This window comes from Geodermatophilus sp. DSM 44513 (assembly GCF_032460525.1).
Taxonomy (GTDB): domain Bacteria; phylum Actinomycetota; class Actinomycetes; order Mycobacteriales; family Geodermatophilaceae; genus Geodermatophilus.
Map to the genome: position 1 here is coordinate 1,652,376 of NZ_CP135963.1, position 16,363 is coordinate 1,668,738.

The following is a 16,363-nucleotide window of genomic DNA, read 5'->3' on the forward strand; positions in this document are numbered from 1 at the left end:
AGGGTCGCGGGCCGGGTGACGGTCGCGTCCACGCCGTCACCCGTCCAGGCCGGTCAGCAGCCACCATTCCGGGTCCTCGCCGGGACGGCCGGCCGGTGCTGGTTGACGACGATGCCCAGGACGACGACGGCTGCACCCAGCGGCTGGTTCCAGGTGACGGCCTCGTCGAGGACCAGAGCACCCAGGCCGACCCCGACCACGGGGGTCAGGTAGGTGACCGTGGCGGCGTTGGTGGCGCCCCAACCGGACACGACGTTGGTGTTCCACACGTAGGCCAGGCCGGTACCCAGCCCGCCCAGGGCGAGCACGCCGAGCACGACGGCAGGACTCAGGGCCACCGGTGAGGTGGCGAACAGCGGAGCGAGCACCAGCAGGACGACGGCGCCCAGCCCGACCTGCACGGTGGCGACCGGGACGGCCGGGATCCCCCGCGGCGCGATGGTGCGGCGGAGGTGGACGAAGGCAGCGCCGTAGCAGGCGGTGGCCAGCAGGCAGGCGGCCTGTGCCGGCAGGGCACCGCTGCCCACGCCACGCCACGGCGCCAGGACGACAAGCACGCCGGTGAACCCGATGAGCAACCCGGTCACGCGGGCGGCGGTCGGGCGCTCCTCGGGCAGGGCGGCGAGCGCGACGAGCGTGGTCATCAGCGGGGTGGTCGCGTTGTAGATGCTGGCCAGCCCGGAGGGGATGGACTGCTGCGCCCAGGCGAAGAGCAGGAACGGGACCACGCACAGCAGGAGGGCGGTGACCGCCAGGTGGGCCCACACGAGCGGCTCGCGCGGCAGCTGCTGGCGGGTGACCGCGGTGACCGCGACCAGGGTGAGGGCGCCGATCACCAGCCGCCCGAGCACCACCTGCGTGGGGGAGAGCCCGGCTAGGCCCAGCTCGACGAACAGGAAGCTCGCACCCCAGGTGAGCGCCAGCGCCAGGTACTGCGCCAGCACCCACCGTGAGCCCGGTCCGCCGCCCGTCGTCCGCACCCTGCCTCCCGTCCGCGCCTCCCGTCCGCGCCGCCGGGACCCACGTCACCAGGTCGGGGCGACGGCGTCCGGCGGTCATCGGACGCCGCGCTCACCGCGCCACCCGGCGGGTTGACCGGTCCCTCGTCCGGGTGCACAGTCATCAGACGACCTGAGGAGTGGACCGGATGGGTCTTGCAGTCGTCCACCGAACGGCCCTGGTGGAGTCCGTGGTCGCCCAGCTCGAGCGCCAGCTCGGGGACGGCGCCTGGTCCGTGGGGGAGCGCCTACCGGCCGAACACCGGCTGGCCGAGGAGCTCGGTGTCGGCCGCTCCACCGTCCGGGAGGCGGTCCGGGTGCTGCTCAGCCGGGGGCTGGTGGAGTCCCGGCAGGGGGCGGGGACCTTCGTGCGGGCCCGGGAACCGCGGGCGGAGGACCTCCCGGCGCGGTTGCGGCGGGCCGGCGTGCTGGAGGTCTACGAGGTGCGCCACGGCCTGGAGGTGCAGGCGGCCCGGCTGGCGGCGGCGCGGCGCACCGAGGCGGACGTGCGCCGGATGGACGACGCCCTGGCGCGGCGGCGGCGGGCCCGCGCAGCGGGCCGTCCCCAGGCCTTCGTCGACGCGGACCTGGACTTCCACCGCGCCGTCGTCGCCGCCGCGGGCAACCCCGTGCTCCAGGAGCTGTTCGACGCCTTCACCGCCGCGCTGCGCGCGGCCCTGCTCGACCTGGTGGCCGACCCGGGGTACGCAGAGGACACCCACGCCCTCCACGTGGCGCTGGGCGAGGCGATCCGCCGGGGGGAGCCGGCCGCTGCCGCAGCGGCCACCGAGGCCCACCTGTGCGGCACCGAGGCAGCGCTGCGCCGACTCGCCGAGGACCGTGGATGAGCGCGGCACCCCGCGGCTCGTCCGGCCGTGGCGGCGTGGTGGACCGTCGCGGGCTCGGCGTGCTGACCGCCAGCCACGTCGTCGACGACCTGTACCAGGGTGCGGTGCCCGCGCTGCTGCCCTTCCTCGTGCTCGAGCGGGGCTACTCCTACGCGGCCGCGACCGGCATCACGCTGGCCGCCACGGTGCTGTCCTCGGTGGTGCAGCCGGCGTTCGGCGTGCTGGTCGACCGCCGACCGCTGCCCTGGCTCACCCCGGTCGGGCTGCTGGTGGCCGGGGTCGGCATCGGGCTGGCCGGCATCGGCGAGGCGTACTGGTGGACCTGGGCCGCGGTGGCGCTGTCCGGTCTGGGGGTGGCCGCCTACCACCCGGCCGCCGCCCGGGCGGCCCGCGCGGCGGCCGGCGCCTCCGCGCAGGGGATGAGCTGGTTCGCCGTCGGCGGCAACGCCGGCCTGGCCCTCGGCCCGGTGGTGGTCACCCCGGTGCTGCTGGCGTACGGGGTCGCCGGAACGCCGCTGCTCGCGCTGCCCGCCCTGCTCACCGCCGTCATCCTGCTGGCGCTGGGCCGACGGGCCCGCGCCCGCGCGCGTCCGGTCCGCGCCGCCGCCGGTGCGGCTCCCCGGGCCGACGACTGGCGGTCCTTCGGCTGGCTGACCGGGCTGGTGGTGATCCGGTCGGTGCTGTACTTCGGCATCTCCTCGCTGGTCGCGCTGTACGTCATCGACCGCTTCGGCGTCTCGGCCGCGGCCGGCTCGGCGGCGCTGACGACGTTCCTCGCGGTCGGGGCGGCGGGCACCCTGGCCGGTGGGTGGCTGGCCGACCGGTGGGGCCGGCTGCCCGCCATCCGGCTGGGCTACGCCGTGGCCGTCCCCGGCGTGGCGCTGCTGGTCGCCGCGCCGTCCTGGCCGGTGGCGGTGGCCGCCGCCGTCCTGCTCGGGGTCGGGCTCTACCTGCCGTTCTCGGTGCAGACGACGCTGGGGCAGGAGCTGCTGCCCAACCGGGTCGGCACCGCCTCCGGCGTCACGATTGGCCTGGCGGTGTCGGCCGGCGGCGCCGCGACGCCGCTGTTCGGGCTGCTGGCCGACGCGCACGGGCTGCAGTGGGCGCTGGCGGCGCTGCTCCCGCTGCCCCTGCTCGCCCTGCTGCTCAGCCTGCGGCTGCCGGAGCGGACGGCGTCGCCCCGGGCCGGCGAGCAGCCCACCGCCCCGTCCGGGGCGGCCGCGCCGCAGCGCTGACGGGACACCTCGCGGCCTCCCCCCTGCGGGTCGGCACCCCGGCGCGTCCCCGCCCGGGGTGCCGGTGCCGTGCCATCGTCGGGCCGTGGCCGCAGCCCTCGCCGTCCTCGCCCTGGTCCCGGGGGCGGCCGTCGGGGTGCTCCTCAACCGTGCGGCCGGCCGCTTCCCGTGGCCGCCGGACGCCGGGGTCCGCGACCTGGCGCGCCCCGGGCCGGTCGCCGTCCGCCCGCCGCTGGTCGAGGGCGCGACGGCCCTCCTGGTGGCCGGCACCGTGCTGCGGTTCGGCCCGTCCTGGGAGCTGCCGGCGTTCCTGCTGCTCGCCGTCGCCGGCGTGCTGCTGGCCGTCGTGGACCTGCAGCACCGGCTGCTGCCCAACCGCGTGGTGCTGCCCTGCCTGGCCGCCGGGACGGTGCTGCTGCTCCTGCCGGCCCTCGCCGACGGCGCCTGGGCGGCGCTGCTGCGCGCGGTGCTGGGTGCGGGCGCCCTGTTCGCGGTGTACCTGGCGCTCGCGGTGGTCTCACCCGGCGGCCTGGGCATGGGCGACGTCAAGCTGGCCGCCGTCCTGGGGCTGTACCTGGGCTGGCTCGGCTGGACGGCGGTGCTGCTCGGCGCGCTCGCCGGCTTCGTCGTCCAGGCCGCGGTCGCGCTGGTCCTCCTCGCGACCCGGCGGATCGGGCTGCGCGGGGAGCTGCCCTTCGGCCCGGCCATGCTCACCGGCGCCGCCCTGGTGATCGCGGCACCCCTCCTGCTGCGCTGAGGTCCGCGCACGCTGCGTGACATCGCGGCCGGGCATCCACCCGGGAGAGGGGCGCGGGTCAGCCGACCGGGTGACCGGACCTCAAGGCCGCGGGCCCGCGGCTCGACAGCACAGGGGATGCCGCGAGGCCGGGTCACCCGACCCGGACCGGCCCGGCTCCGTCCCCCCGGGAGTCCTCCGTGCTGAACCCCCTCACCAACCCGCTGGCCGCCCTCGTCGCGCTCTACTCCCTCATCGAGGAGCGCCTGGAGCGCGAGGAGAAGGGCGCGACCGCCGTCGAGTACGGCCTGATGGTCGGCCTCATCGCCATCGCCATCATCACCGCGGTCGTCCTCATGGAGGACGCCCTCTCCGCCCTGTTCACCCGGATCGGCACCACCCTCGGCGGTCTCTGACCCCTCCGCGAGACCACGGCGCAGCGGCCCCGTCCCCCAGGGGCCGCTGCGCCGCGCCGTACGCCGGCGACGACGACCGCGGGAGGAGGTGGGGAAGTGCGCACCCGACTGCGTGAGGAGCACGGCGCCAGCGCCGTGGAGTTCGCCTTCATCGTGCCGCTGCTGCTCGTCCTGGTGCTCGGCATCGCCGAGTTCGGCCACGCCTTCCAGGTGCAGGGCACCCTGTCCGCCGCCGCCCGCGAGGGAGCGCGTGTCATGGCCCTGCAGAACGACCCGGTCGCCGCGCGGTCCGCCGTCCGCGACGCCAGCCCGACGCTCGTCCCCGCGGTCACCGACGCGCAGGTCACCGTCGCGCCGGCCACCTGCCCGACGACCGGTACCGCGAACGTGCGGGTGACCGTCGCCTACCCGATGCCCTTCCTCACCGACTTCTTCGGCGCGGACATCGACCTGACCGGGACGGGGGTCATGCGGTGCAACGGTTGACGGACCACCCTGCCCGGCACGGTGGCGAGCGCGGCGCGGCGGCGGTGCTGCTCGCGCTGCTGATGGTCCCGCTGCTCGGGTTCACCGCGATCGCCGTCGACGTCGGCGCCCTCTACGCCGAGCGCGCCCGGCTGCAGGTCGCCGCGGACGCCGCGGCGCTGGCCGTCGCGGCCGACTGCGCGAAGGGCGCCTGCGGCGACATGCAGGCCACCGCGCAGGAACTCGTCGACGCCAACCTGGGCGACGCCACCGCCGCCCCGCCGGTGCTGGCCAGCGACCCGAACCGCGTCACGGTCGCCGGGCGCAGCCCGCAGGAGCACTGGTTCGCCCCGGTCATCGGGCACGAGTCCACCGCCGTCTCGGCCACCGCGACGGTCACCTGGGGTGCCCCGCGGTCCGGGACGGCGGCCCTGCCGCTGGTCTTCTCCTGGTGCGAGTGGGCCGCGCAGACCGGCGGTGGCCTGCCCAGCGGCACGACCGAGCGGACGATCCTGCTGCCCAAGAAGTCCGACACCGGCTGCACCGGCTCGAACGGGGCCTTCGTCCCCGGTGGCTTCGGCTGGCTCGTCCCCGACGGCGGGACCGGCTGCCGGGCCACCAGCGAGATCGGCGGCACGGTGTCCAGCGAGCCGGGCAACAACCCCTCCAAGGGCTGCGAGCCCGGCGACCTGGACGCGCTGCTCGGCCGCACCGTGCTGCTGCCGGTGTTCACCGAGTCCGGTGGCACCGGGGCCAACGCCTGGTACCGCGTGCACGGCTACGTCGCCTTCACGCTGACCGGCTACCACTTCTCCGGCCGGTACAAGGGCACCCACGCCTGCGGCGGCCCCGAGCGGTGCATCCGCGGCTACTTCACCCGCTTCGTCGACCTCGGCGACGCCTTCGACCACGACCCGACCGCGCCGCAGCTGGGCGCCTGGGTCCTCCGACTGATCCGCTAGGGGCCCCTCGTGAGACGCCGACTGCTCGCCGCCACCGCGGCGCTGCTGCTCACCGCCGCCGGCACCGTGGTGCTGCTGGCCTACGTGCGCGGCGCCGACGCCCGTGCCCTGGCCGGGGTGCAGACCGTCGACGTCCTCGTCGTCGACCAGCCCGTCGCCGCGGGGACCCCCGCCGGGGAGCTCGCCGCCCTCGTCCGCACCGAGCAGGTACCGGCCAAGGCCGCCGTCCCCGGTGGGGTGACCGACCTCGGCGACCTAGCCGGGCAGGTCGCCACCACCGACCTGCAGCCCGGCGAGCAGCTGCTGGCCGCCCGCTTCGCCGCACCGGAGGACCTCACCGCCCCCGGCACCGTCGCCGCGCCGGACGGCGCCGCCGAGGTGAGCCTGCTGCTGGAGCCGCAGCGTGCCGTCGGCGGCCGCCTGGCCGCCGGCGACACCGTCGGCGTGCACGTCTCCCTGGTCGAAGGGAAGACGACCCACTCCGTGCTGCACGGCGTGCTGGTCACCCAGGTGCAGGGCGGGCCGTCCGCGACGCCGGACGCCGGCACGGCCGACACCGCCTCCGTCGGCGGCGCGGCCCCCACGACCAGCCTGCTGGTCACCCTCGGGCTGCGCGCCGAGCAGGCCGAGGCGGTCGTCTTCGGCATGGAGCAGGGCACCGTCTGGCTCTCCCTGGAACCCGAGGGCACCGACACCTCCGGCACCGAGGTCCTCACCCCCGGCACCGTCTACTCGAAGGACTACTCATGAGCCGCGTGGTGCTCGGCGCAGCCGACGACGACCTCGTCCTGCGCGTCAAGGAGGCGACGGACGGCGACGTGCACGTCCTGCCGCCCGGCCGGCTGCCCGGCGACCCGGCCCGGCTGTTCGAGCAGCTGGTCGACGGCGAGCTGCCCGAGGTGCTGCTCATCGGCCCGGGCGCACCGCTGTCCGAGGCGTTCGGCCTGGCCGCCCGGCTGGACGTGCAGTGCCCCGGCATCAGCGTCGTCCTGCTCGCCGAGCCCACCCGGGAGACCTGGCAGGAGGCGATGCGGGCCGGCGTCCGCGACCTGCTCGCGCCCACCGCCGACCCCGGTGAGCTGCGCGCCGCCGTCGAGCGCGCGGGCTCCACCGCGGCCGGACGGCGACGGGTGCTGCGCCCGGTCGAGGAGACCGCCCGCTACACCGGCCGGGTGATCACCGTGGCCTCCCCGAAGGGCGGCGTCGGCAAGACCACCGTCTCGGCCAACCTGGCCCTCGGGCTGACCGCGGCCGCGCCGCAGTCCACGGTGCTGGTCGACCTCGACGTGCAGTTCGGCGACGTCGCCTCCGCGCTGGGCCTGACGCCGGAGTACGCGCTGCCCGACGTCGCCCACGGCCCGGCCGCCGAGGACACGATGGTGCTCAAGACCTTCCTCACCCAGCACCCCAGCGGCCTCTACGCCGTGTGCGGCGCGGAGTCCCCGGCCGCCGGCGACGGCGTCACCGCCGCCGACGTCACCCGGCTGCTGACCTCGCTGGCCCGGGAGTTCCGCTACGTCGTCGTCGACACCGCGCCCGGGCTGTCCGAGCAGACCCTGGCCGCCCTCGACCGGGCCACCGACGTGGTCATGGTGACCAGCATGGACGTGCCCGGTGTGCGCGGGCTGCGCAAGGAGCTCGACGTGCTCCGCGAGCTGTGCATGATCCCGGCCGGCCGGCACGTGGTCATGAACCTGGCCGACGCCAAGGGCGGGCCCTCGGTGCGCGACGTCGAGACCGCCATCGGCACCGGGGTGGACGTCGTGGTGCCGCGTTCGGCGGCGGTGCCGGCGTCGACCAACCAGGGCGTGCCCATCCTCGCCTCGGGCCGCCGCGACCCGGCGGCCCGCGAACTGCGCCGGCTGGTCTCCCGCTTCTCGGCCACCCCGATCGTCAAGCCCGGCCGGTACCGGGCCAAGCACCGGGCGGCCTCGTGACCTCCCCCGTCGAGCACCGGGCGGCCTCGTGAACCTCGCCTCCCGCCTCGCCGCCGCCCAGGGCCGGCCGCCCGTGCCGGAGGCCCCCGTCGCCCTGCCCACGCCCCGGCCGGTGCCCGCCGTCCGCCCCGCACCGGCAGCCGTCCCGCCCACCGACGCGCTCGCCCGGCTCAAGGACCGCGTCGCCAAGGCGCTGTTCGAGCGCATGGGCAACCGGCTCAACGACCCGACGCTGTCCGAGGAGGCGCTGCGCACCGTCGTCCTCGGTGAGCTCGACGAGGTGGTCGAGGAGGAGAAGGTCCCGCTGTCTGCCGAGGAGCGGGGCCGGCTGACCGCCGAGCTCGCCGACGACGTCCTCGGCTACGGCCCGCTGCAGCGGCTGCTCGACGACCCCAGCGTCACCGAGATCATGTGCAACGGCCCGGACGCCGTCTACGTCGAGCAGGCCGGCCGGCTGGTCCGCACCGCCGCCCGGTTCACCTCCGAGGAGCACCTGCGCCGGGTCATCGACCGGATCGTCTCCCGGGTGGGACGGCGGATCGACGAGTCCTCGCCGCTGGTCGACGCGCGGCTGGCCGACGGCTCCCGGGTCAACGCGATCATCCCGCCGCTGGCGTTCAGCGGGTCGACGCTGACCATCCGCAAGTTCGCCAAGGACCCGTTCACCGTCGACGACCTGATCGGCTTCGGCACGCTGAGCCCGGAGATGGCCGAGCTGCTGCGCGCCTGCGTCGAGGCCCGGCTCAACGTCATCGTCTCCGGCGGCACCGGCACGGGGAAGACCACGCTGCTCAACGTGCTGTCCTCGTTCATCCCCGACGGCGAGCGGATCGTCACCATCGAGGACGCCGTGGAGCTGCAGCTGCAACAGGACCACGTCGTCCGGCTGGAGTCCCGCCCGCCCAACATCGAGGGCCGCGGCGCGGTCACCATCCGGGACCTGGTGCGCAACTCGCTGCGGATGCGCCCCGACCGGATCGTGGTCGGGGAGTGCCGCGGCGGGGAGAGCCTGGACATGCTGCAGGCGATGAACACCGGCCACGACGGGTCGCTGTCCACGGTGCACGCCAACACCCCGCGCGACGCGATCGCCCGGCTGGAGACCCTGGTGCTCATGGCCGGCATGGACCTGCCGCTGCGGGCCATCCGCGAGCAGATCGCCTCCGCGGTCGACGTCGTCGTGCAGATCACCCGGCTGCGCGACGGCACCCGCCGGGTCACCCACGTCACCGAGGTGCAGGGCATGGAGGGGGAGACGGTCACCCTGCAGGACGCGTTCCTCTTCGACTACTCCGCCGGGGTGGACGCGGCCGGCCGCTTCCTCGGCACGCCGGTGGCGACCGGGGTGCGGCCGCGGTTCACCGACCGCTTCGCCGAGCTCGGCATCACCGTCTCCCCGCGGGTGTTCGGCACGCCGGCGCCGCGGCGGGGGTGGTCCTGATGCTGCTCGCCCTCGGCCTGCTCGCGGTCGCCGGCGCGCTGCTGCTGGTCGCCCTCGTCGTCGTGCCCGCCGGCCCGCCCCGGGTGCCGCTGTCCCGTCTGGACCCGACGGTCGCTCCGCCGGGGTCGCCGCTGGCCGGCGCCTCGGCGGCCGCCGGGGCCGCGGTGGAACGGGTGCTGGCCCGCCGCGGGCTGGTGGCCCGCGGCACGGCCGCGCTGGAGCGGGCCGGGGTGGCCATGGCCCTGTCGGACGTCGTGCTGCTGGTCGGCCTGGCTGCCGTCCTGCTCGGCGTCCTCGGCCTGCTGCTCGGCGGGCCGCTGCTGGCCGTCCCGCTCGCCGTCGCCGCACCGCTGGCCGCCCGGCTGGTCGTCCGGTTCCGCACCGCCCGGCGGCAGGCGGCGTTCGCCGACGCCCTCGACGACTCGCTGCAGCTGATGGCCTCCAGCCTGCGGGCCGGGCACAGCCTGCTGCGCGCGGTCGACGCGGTCGCGCAGGAGGCCGCCGCGCCGACGTCGGAGGAGTTCACCCGCATCGTCAACGAGACGCGGGTGGGCCGCGACCTCGGCGACGCCCTGGAGGAGGTCGCCGAGCGGACCGGCAGCGAGGACTTCCGCTGGGTCGCCCAGGCGATCGGCATCCACCGCGAGGTCGGCGGCAACCTGGCCGAGGTGCTGGACACCGTCGGGCACACGATCCGGGAGCGCAACGCGATCCGCCGGCAGGTCAAGGCGCTGTCGGCGGAGGGCAAGCTGTCCGCGGTCGTGCTGATGAGCCTGCCGTTCGGCATCGTGGCGTTCCTCGCGGTGACCAACCCCGCCTACCTGTCCGGCTTCACCGAGGGCCCGGTCGGCTGGGGTATGGCGGCGATGGTCGTCGTCCTGCTCACCGTCGGCGGGCTGTGGCTGCGCTCGACCGTGCGGATCCGGTTCTGATGCCGCCCGCCGCCGTCCTCCCCGTCCCGGTGCTCCCCGTCCCCGTGCTGGCCGCCGTGCTGGCCGTCGCCCTCGCCGTCCCCCTGCTGGGCTGGGCGCTGCTGGCCCGCCCGCAGGACGCCGCCGCCCGGACCCGCGCCAACCTCACCCGCGGCCTGGACCTGCCCGGCGCGGTCGCCGGCCCGCCGCGGGCCCGGCTGCTGCCGCGGCTGGCCCGCGCGCTCACCCCGGCCGGCACGGTGGCCCGGCTCAACCGGCTGGCCGGCACTGCCGGGCGCCCCGCCGAGTGGCCGGTGTCCCGGCTGGTCGCCGCCAAGCTGGTGCTGGCGCTCGTCGCCGCGGCGCTCGGCGTGCTGGTGGTGTCGGCCCGGCCGGGCCCGCTGACCGTGGTGATGGCCCTCGTCGTCACCGGCGTGGCCCACGTCGTCCCGGAGCTGCTGCTGTACAGCCGCGGTCAGGAACGCCAGCAGGCCATCGGCCTGGAGCTGGCCGACACCCTCGACCAGATGACCATCGCGGTGGAGGCCGGCCTCGGCTTCGAGGCGGCCATGGCCCGGGCCGGGCGCAACGGCCGCGGCCCGCTGGCCGAGGAGCTGGTGCGCACCCTGCAGGACATCGCCGTCGGCCAGCCGCGCCGCGACGCCTACCTGGCGCTGGCCGACCGGGCCGCGGTGCCCGACCTGCGCCGGTTCATCCGCGCCGTCGTGCAGGCCGACGCGTACGGCGTCTCGATCGCCGACGTGCTGCGCACCCAGGCAGCCGAGATGCGGCTCAAGCGGCGGCAGCGGGCCGAGGAGAAGGCGATGCGGATCCCGGTCAAGGTGGTCTTCCCGCTGATCCTGTGCATCCTCCCGACGCTGTTCATCGTGCTGCTCGGCCCCGCGGCGCTGGACATCGCGGCCGCCTTCAGCCGGGGTTGAGCTCGGCACAGGAGGCTTCGCGTACGTCTGCGGGCCCGAGGCGTGTGCACAGCCTCCTGTGCCTGGTCGGCGGCGGCCGTCACCTCGGCTGGGCGGGGTTGGTCGGGTCGCCGTGGGACGGCGGGTTGACCGGCGGGCCCGACGTCGCCCCGGAGACCTTCGAGCCGCCCGCGGCGTGCGCGGGGTCGTCGGCGGCCGGGGCGGCCGGGTCGCCGCCGGAGGGCTGCGTGCCGCTGCGCAGGTCCTGCAGCCGGGTCTCCATGATCATCACCACCTGCAACCGGTCGGCGTGCGCCCGCTCGTAGGCCAGCAGCGTCTCCAGCCCGGCGACGTCGAGGGTGCGGATCCGCGACGCGAGCCCCTGCACGGGGAGGTGGTCGTAGTCGGGCAGCGGCAGTTGGTCGTGCTCGGTCATGGCCGGTCCACCTACCCGCGGCCTCCCGGATCGACACCGGGTGTGAGGGCACGGCCGGTGGGTAGGCGGCGGGGGAGACCCGGCGTCCGGGAGACCGACGCCGACGAGCCGACCAGTGATCGAGGAGTGCTCCCACCCCCATGGACGTGTCCTTCCTGGCGCCGGTGTTCACCGCCCCGGGGCCCTATGCCACGGTCTGCGCCGACGTCACGCACACCACCGAGAACGCCGACACCGAGCTGGAGCTCAGGGTCCGCGCCGTCGCCGAGCAGCTCCAGGAGCAGGGGGCGCCGGAGCCGGTCGTGCAGGCCGTCCGCGACCGGCTGCTGGAGGGCAACGACGGCGGGGAGGCCGGCACGCTGCAGGGCCGCGCGGTGGTCGTGGCCACCGACGGCTCCGTGGTGCTCGACGAGGTGCTCGCCGACGTGCCCCGCGACCCGGTCGTGGAGTGGTCGCCGCAGCCGGCCCTGCTGCCCGTCCTGCGCCAGATCGCCGGGCGGGTGCCGCACGTCGTGGTCGTCGCCGACCGGGTCGGTGCCGACATCTACGTGGCCAGCCGCGCCGGGCGGCCGGAGCAGCAGGAGCAGGTGGAGGGCAACCGCTCCGCGGTGCGCCGGCTGGGCACCGGTGCCCTGTCGCAGAGCCAGCACGAGCAGGCCGCCGGCAGGCAGTGGGAGGAGAACGCCGACGAGGTGGCCGAGGAGATCGCCTCGCTGGCTCGCCGGCTGCACCCGCGGTTCATCCTGCTCGCCGGCGACGTCCGGGCCCGCCAGGTCCTCACCGACCGCGCCGACAAGGCGTGGGCCGACCTCGTGGTCACCCTGGAGGAGGGCGGCCGGGCCGCCGGCGCTGACCGGGAGCCGGTGGAGCGGCGGGCCGCCGAGCTGGTCGCCGAGTACGAGGCCCACGACGAGGCCGACGTGGTGGAGAAGATCTCCTCCGCGGCGGCGCACGGGCTGGCGGTCACCGGGACGGCGTCGGTCGTCGAGGCGTTGCGCAAGAGCCAGGTCGAGACGCTCGTGCTCGCCGACCGGCCGGACGACGAGGAGCTGGTGGTCGGCCCCGACCCGCTGCTGCTCGGCACCGGGCAGGGCGACATGCAGGCCCTCGGCGTCCAGGACGCGCAGTCCGTGCCCGCCGACCGGGCACTGGTCGCCGCGGCCGTGGCCAGCGACGCCGGTGTGGTCGTCGTCCCCCGCTCGGCCATGCCCGGCGACATCCCCGTGGCGGCGATCCTCCGCTACACCGACGACTCGACCCCGAAGGCGCAGTGACGAGATGACCGACCCCCACCAGCCGGGCACCCCCGCCGGCACCTCCTCCGCCGACGTCGACCGTCGCGCCGTCCTCGCCGAGGCCCTTGGCAAGGAGGTGTGGCCGGCCGACCGGGACGCCCTCGTGGCCCGGGCCCAGGAGTCCAACGCCCTCGACAGCGTCCTGGCCGACCTGCGCCGGCTGCCGTCGGGCCAGCAGTTCGACAACGTCCAGGACGTCGCCCGGGCGCTGGGCATCGGCACCGAGCAGCAGCGCTTCTGACCTGACGAGGACGCCATGACCACGCACAAGGAGCCCAGCCCCGAGGCGCGGGCCAACGTCACCCAGCACAACGTCGAGACCCGGTCGCACCCGCTGCTGCCGGAGGAGGAGCAGCCGCTGGCCGACAGCGGCATGGAGGAGACCGCCGCCGAGCTGATCCTCGCGGAGTCCGAGGAGCGGACGCTGAACCCCGACCCGGACGACGCGCAGGGCGGGCACCGGCGGTCCGAGGACACCGCGGACCTGCCCTGAGCGGCGCGCACGAGCACACCGTCCAGCTGCGCTGGTCGGACCCGGACTCCCTCGGCCACGTCAACCACGCCCGCGCCCTGAGCCTCATCGAGGACGCCCGGCTGGCGATGGGCGACGGCGAGGGTGGGCTGATCCTCGCCCGGCTGGAGGTCGACTACCTCCGCCAGCTGTACTACCGGGTGGGCGAGCGGCTGTGCGTGCGCAGCACGGTCACCCGGCTGGGCACCCGGTCGCTCACGCTGCGCCAGGAACTGCTGCAGGACGACGCGGTCGCCATCCGCGCCGTCGTCGTCATGGTGCTGTTCGACTTCGCCACCGACACCAGCCGGCCGATGACCGACGCCGAGCGCACACACTGGTCCCGGTACCACGAGGGCTGAGGTGGCCTTCTTCGACGGCTTCCAGGAGACCCGGCGGGACGGGGCGGATGGCGTCCGGCTGCGGGTGCGCATCGGCGGCACCGGACCACCATTGGTCCTGCTGCACGGGCACCCGCGCACCCACACCACGTGGCACCGCGTCGCCCCGTTGCTGGCCGCCGCGGGGCACACCGTCGTGTGCCCGGACCTGCGCGGGTACGGCCGGTCGTCGAAGCCGCCGACCACGGACGACCATGGGCCGTACTCCAAGCGGGCGATGGCCCGCGACGTCGTCGCGCTCATGGCCGGCCTCGGGCACGGACGGTTCGCCGTCGTCGGCCACGACCGGGGCAGCTACGTCGCGCTCCGGACGGCGCTGGACCACCCGGACGCCGTCACGCACCTGGCCGTCCTGGACTGCATCCCGATCGTGGAGCACCTCGACCGCGCCGACGCCCGGTTCGCCGAAGCGTGGTGGCACTGGTTCTTCTTCGCGCAGCCCGACAAGCCCGAGCGCGCCATCCTCGCCGACCCCGGTGCCTGGTACGGCGGGGACCCGGCCGTCATGGGGGAGGAGAACCACGCCGACTTCCGCGCCGCGGTGCACGACCCGGCCGTCGTCCGGGCCATGCTCGAGGACTACCGGGCCGGGCTCACGGTCGACCGGGCCGCCGACGAGGCCGACCGGGCGGCCGGACGGCGGGTCGGCTGTCCCACCCTCGTGCTCTGGTCGGCCCGCGACGACCTCGAGCAGCTGTACGGCGACCCGCTGCGCATCTGGGCTGACTGGGCCGCCGACCTGTGCGGTGGCGGGCGGATCGACAGCGGCCACCACATGGGCGAAGAGGCACCCGATCAGCTGGCGGCGGCGCTCGTCCCGTTCCTGGCCGCGTGATCCCGGGTACCGGACCGTCATGCCGAAGACGACGAAGAGCGGGGACGCCAAGACCGACGAGATCCCCAGCACCCTGCAGCGGTCGGACGAGAAGGCGCAGCGGACGTTCGCCAAGACGCACGACTCCGCGATGGACTCCTACGACGACGAGCGCCGGGCCAACCAGACCGCGTGGTCGGCTGTCAAGCACACGCACGAGAAGGTCGGTGACCACTGGGAACCGAAGGACCACAAGGGCCCGTCCGACGCGCAGGCCGCCGGTGGCCGGGACACCGACCGCGGGACCAAGGGCGGCGTGGACGCCAACGCCACCAAGGAGCACCTGATGGACGTGGCGAAGCGGCTGGACGTCAGCGGCCGGTCGAGGATGACCAAGGACGAACTGGTCGACGCCATCCGGCAGGCCAACGACCGGGAGACCCGCAGGGCCCGGTCCTAGGCACTCCGCCGTCGCGGTGGCCGTGCGGCCGGCGGGGGTGGGCCATCGGCATCCACCACAACACGGCGAACGCCGGGGCGCCGGCCTGGGCGTCGCCCACGCCGGGGTCACCGACACCACCGACCCCATGCCGTACTCGGCTGCTCGTGTTCCGCGACCCGGACGACATCCAGCTGGAGATGGTGCACCTCCCGGGCTGAGCGGCCCGTCCCCCCGCGGGCCGGGCCCCTCAGGAGGTGGGGATCAGCAGCAGCTCGGTCTGCCGGTCGCCGAGGTAGCGCACGCCCTCACCGGTGAGCGCCACGCCCTCCTCCAGGGCCATCCGCACCGGCTGGTCGCCCCACTCGGGCACCGGCACCCGCACGCACAGCTCCAGGGCGTAGACGGTATCGGGGCACAGCACCCGGTCACCGGCGCCGGGGACGCCGCGCTGGTCGTCCCAGCGGCCGATCGCCGGCCCGGCCCCGTGCCCGTGCGCGCCGACCGGGTGGGAGTAGATGTCGCCGTCGATCCCCTCGGCCGCGGCGGCGCTCCGGGCCGCGGCCAGCACCTCGTTGCCGGTGCGGCCCGCGACCAGCTCCGCGGCGGTGAGGTCCTGCAGCCGGTTGCCGACGGCCAGCGCCTGCCGCAGCCCCGCCGGCGCGTCGGTCTCGCCGTCCCGCAGCACGTAGCCGTTGCGCTGGCTGTCGGTCCGCAGCCCCAGGCTGGCCATCCCCACGTCGCAGTGCACCAGGTCACCCGGCCGCACCGGCTCGTCGTAGCCGACGGCGGGCAGCAGCACGCCCTGGCGGCGCAGCGGCGGCACCCCGGCCCGCTGGACGTCGACCACGGGGTGGAACCACGGCTCGCAGCCCAGGTCGGCCAGCCGCTGGCGCAGCCACCAGGCGAGGTCGGTGGCGGTGGTGACCCCGGCGGTCAGGGCGGCCGGGGAGAAGGCCTCCCCGACCACCTCGCCCACCCGCCGGTTGAGCCCGTCCAGCGCGGCGATCTCCTCGGGCAGCCGCGTCTCCAGCCAGCCGACGGCGAGGTCCTCGGCCGAGACCAGCCGGTCGGCCCACGGCCCCAGCGCCTGGCAGACCAGCCGGTGCTCGGTGTGCGAGAGGCCATCGGCCAGGGCGCAGTCGGACGACACGTCGACGCCGATCCGCCGCGGCGCGGCCTGCTCCACGAAGCGCCGCACCTCGGCCCACTGGGACTCCTCGGCCGGCCGCCGTCCGTCGTCCTCCGGGGACCACGCCGGGAGGAACTGCCCCACCGGGTAGCGGGAGACCGCGGCCGCGGTGACGCCGTCGTCGCTGCGGTGCAGCACCAGGATCGTGCACCGCCGGGCCGACAGCCAGGTCGCCGGCAGCAGCGTGGCCAGCACCGGGTCCTCGTTGTACTCCCGCCCGACCACCAGCCACAGGTCGATGCCGGCCCGGTCCATCAGGTCCGGCAGCAGGTCCAGCAGCCGCTGGGTCAGCCACCGGTCACGGACGTCGGCCTGCTCGCGGAGCGGCAGGGGCACCGTCCGGGTCGGGTCCGGCGCGACGAGCGGCATGGGGAGAGTGGAGCAGACAACCGCCGTCCCCACCGGT

General features: G+C 75.8%; 20 protein-coding genes. 17 read left to right on the forward strand and 3 right to left on the reverse strand.

Translation table 11 applies throughout. The annotated features are described in order from the left end of the window. Positions 1–53 precede the first annotated feature (53 nt). Positions 54–980: a DMT family transporter gene (locus RTG05_RS08060; protein WP_208104859.1), complete on the reverse strand. Its 927-nt coding sequence runs from the start codon at positions 978–980 to the stop codon at positions 54–56. A 167-nt stretch (positions 981–1,147) separates the two neighbouring features. On the opposite strand from RTG05_RS08060, the gene RTG05_RS08065 reads away from it, so the two are divergent. The 11 genes from RTG05_RS08065 (at position 1,148) to RTG05_RS08115 (ending at position 10,890) form a co-directional block, all read left to right on the forward strand. Continuing rightward, positions 1,148–1,846 carry a FadR/GntR family transcriptional regulator gene (locus RTG05_RS08065; RefSeq protein WP_166528209.1) on the forward strand — a complete coding sequence of 233 codons (699 nt, stop codon included), beginning with the start codon at positions 1,148–1,150 and terminating at the stop codon, positions 1,844–1,846. After that, complete coding sequence (locus tag RTG05_RS08070) at positions 1,843–3,081, forward strand: MFS transporter (RefSeq protein ID WP_315912428.1); 1,239 nt, start codon at positions 1,843–1,845, stop codon at positions 3,079–3,081. The genes RTG05_RS08065 and RTG05_RS08070 overlap by 4 nt, the downstream gene beginning before the upstream one ends. A gap of 85 nt (positions 3,082–3,166) precedes the next feature. Beyond that, entirely contained in the window at positions 3,167–3,838 is a 672-nt protein-coding gene (locus RTG05_RS08075; protein WP_166528210.1) for a prepilin peptidase, read from the forward strand. Positions 3,839–4,017: 179 nt separating this feature from the next. Beyond that, positions 4,018–4,233 (forward strand): Flp family type IVb pilin, encoded by a 216-nt coding sequence (locus tag RTG05_RS08080; RefSeq protein WP_166528211.1) that lies wholly within the window; start codon positions 4,018–4,020, stop codon positions 4,231–4,233. Positions 4,234–4,329: 96 nt separating this feature from the next. Further along, positions 4,330–4,719, forward strand: coding sequence for a TadE/TadG family type IV pilus assembly protein (locus RTG05_RS08085; RefSeq protein WP_166528212.1), 390 nt, complete (start codon positions 4,330–4,332; stop codon positions 4,717–4,719). Further along, entirely contained in the window at positions 4,707–5,660 is a 954-nt protein-coding gene (locus RTG05_RS08090; protein WP_396349629.1) for a pilus assembly protein TadG-related protein, read from the forward strand. The genes RTG05_RS08085 and RTG05_RS08090 overlap by 13 nt, the downstream gene beginning before the upstream one ends. A gap of 9 nt (positions 5,661–5,669) precedes the next feature. Next, on the forward strand, positions 5,670–6,410 hold the full coding sequence (locus tag RTG05_RS08095) for a Flp pilus assembly protein CpaB (RefSeq protein WP_166528213.1): 741 nt from the start codon (positions 5,670–5,672) through the stop codon (positions 6,408–6,410). Further along, the gene (locus RTG05_RS08100) at positions 6,407–7,597 is read left to right on the forward strand and encodes a CpaE/TadZ family protein (RefSeq protein WP_166528214.1); all 1,191 of its coding nucleotides are present in this window, start codon (positions 6,407–6,409) and stop codon (positions 7,595–7,597) included. Before RTG05_RS08095 ends, RTG05_RS08100 begins: the two co-directional genes overlap by 4 nt. A 28-nt stretch (positions 7,598–7,625) precedes the next feature. Further along, positions 7,626–9,038 (forward strand): TadA family conjugal transfer-associated ATPase, encoded by a 1,413-nt coding sequence (locus RTG05_RS08105; RefSeq protein ID WP_166528215.1) that lies wholly within the window; start codon positions 7,626–7,628, stop codon positions 9,036–9,038. Further along, positions 9,038–9,970 carry a type II secretion system F family protein gene (locus RTG05_RS08110; RefSeq protein ID WP_166528216.1) on the forward strand — a complete coding sequence of 311 codons (933 nt, stop codon included), beginning with the start codon at positions 9,038–9,040 and terminating at the stop codon, positions 9,968–9,970. The genes RTG05_RS08105 and RTG05_RS08110 overlap by 1 nt, the downstream gene beginning before the upstream one ends. Then, the gene (locus RTG05_RS08115) at positions 9,970–10,890 is read left to right on the forward strand and encodes a type II secretion system F family protein (RefSeq protein ID WP_315912430.1); all 921 of its coding nucleotides are present in this window, start codon (positions 9,970–9,972) and stop codon (positions 10,888–10,890) included. The genes RTG05_RS08110 and RTG05_RS08115 overlap by 1 nt, the downstream gene beginning before the upstream one ends. 79 nt (positions 10,891–10,969) lie before the next feature. Here the strand turns inward: RTG05_RS08115 and RTG05_RS08120 are convergent, their stop codons facing one another. Beyond that, a complete protein-coding gene (locus RTG05_RS08120; protein ID WP_166528217.1) occupies positions 10,970–11,305 on the reverse strand; it encodes a DUF8129 domain-containing protein in 336 nt (111 codons plus the stop codon). A gap of 140 nt (positions 11,306–11,445) precedes the next feature. Here RTG05_RS08120 and RTG05_RS08125 point away from each other — a divergent pair, with 140 nt between their 5' ends. From RTG05_RS08125 to RTG05_RS08150, 6 genes are read left to right on the forward strand one after another with little or no spacing between them, the layout of a single operon-like run. Then, positions 11,446–12,579, forward strand: coding sequence for a baeRF2 domain-containing protein (locus RTG05_RS08125; RefSeq protein ID WP_166528218.1), 1,134 nt, complete (start codon positions 11,446–11,448; stop codon positions 12,577–12,579). A gap of 4 nt (positions 12,580–12,583) precedes the next feature. Then, positions 12,584–12,841 carry a DUF2795 domain-containing protein gene (locus RTG05_RS08130; RefSeq protein ID WP_166528219.1) on the forward strand — a complete coding sequence of 86 codons (258 nt, stop codon included), beginning with the start codon at positions 12,584–12,586 and terminating at the stop codon, positions 12,839–12,841. 15 nt (positions 12,842–12,856) lie between these two features. Continuing rightward, entirely contained in the window at positions 12,857–13,093 is a 237-nt protein-coding gene (locus RTG05_RS08135; RefSeq protein ID WP_166528220.1) for a hypothetical protein, read from the forward strand. Positions 13,094–13,119: 26 nt separating this feature from the next. Next, positions 13,120–13,473 (forward strand): acyl-CoA thioesterase, encoded by a 354-nt coding sequence (locus tag RTG05_RS08140; protein WP_315912569.1) that lies wholly within the window; start codon positions 13,120–13,122, stop codon positions 13,471–13,473. Between the two features lies 1 nt (position 13,474). Then, positions 13,475–14,347 carry an alpha/beta fold hydrolase gene (locus RTG05_RS08145; RefSeq protein ID WP_166528221.1) on the forward strand — a complete coding sequence of 291 codons (873 nt, stop codon included), beginning with the start codon at positions 13,475–13,477 and terminating at the stop codon, positions 14,345–14,347. A 19-nt stretch (positions 14,348–14,366) separates the two neighbouring features. Continuing rightward, a complete protein-coding gene (locus RTG05_RS08150) occupies positions 14,367–14,786 on the forward strand; it encodes a ChaB family protein (protein WP_166528222.1) in 420 nt (139 codons plus the stop codon). A gap of 229 nt (positions 14,787–15,015) precedes the next feature. Here RTG05_RS08150 and RTG05_RS08155 read toward each other — a convergent pair whose 3' ends face one another. Next, on the reverse strand, positions 15,016–16,326 hold the full coding sequence (locus RTG05_RS08155; protein ID WP_166528223.1) for a M24 family metallopeptidase: 1,311 nt from the start codon (positions 16,324–16,326) through the stop codon (positions 15,016–15,018). Positions 16,327–16,363: the final 37 nt, after the last annotated feature.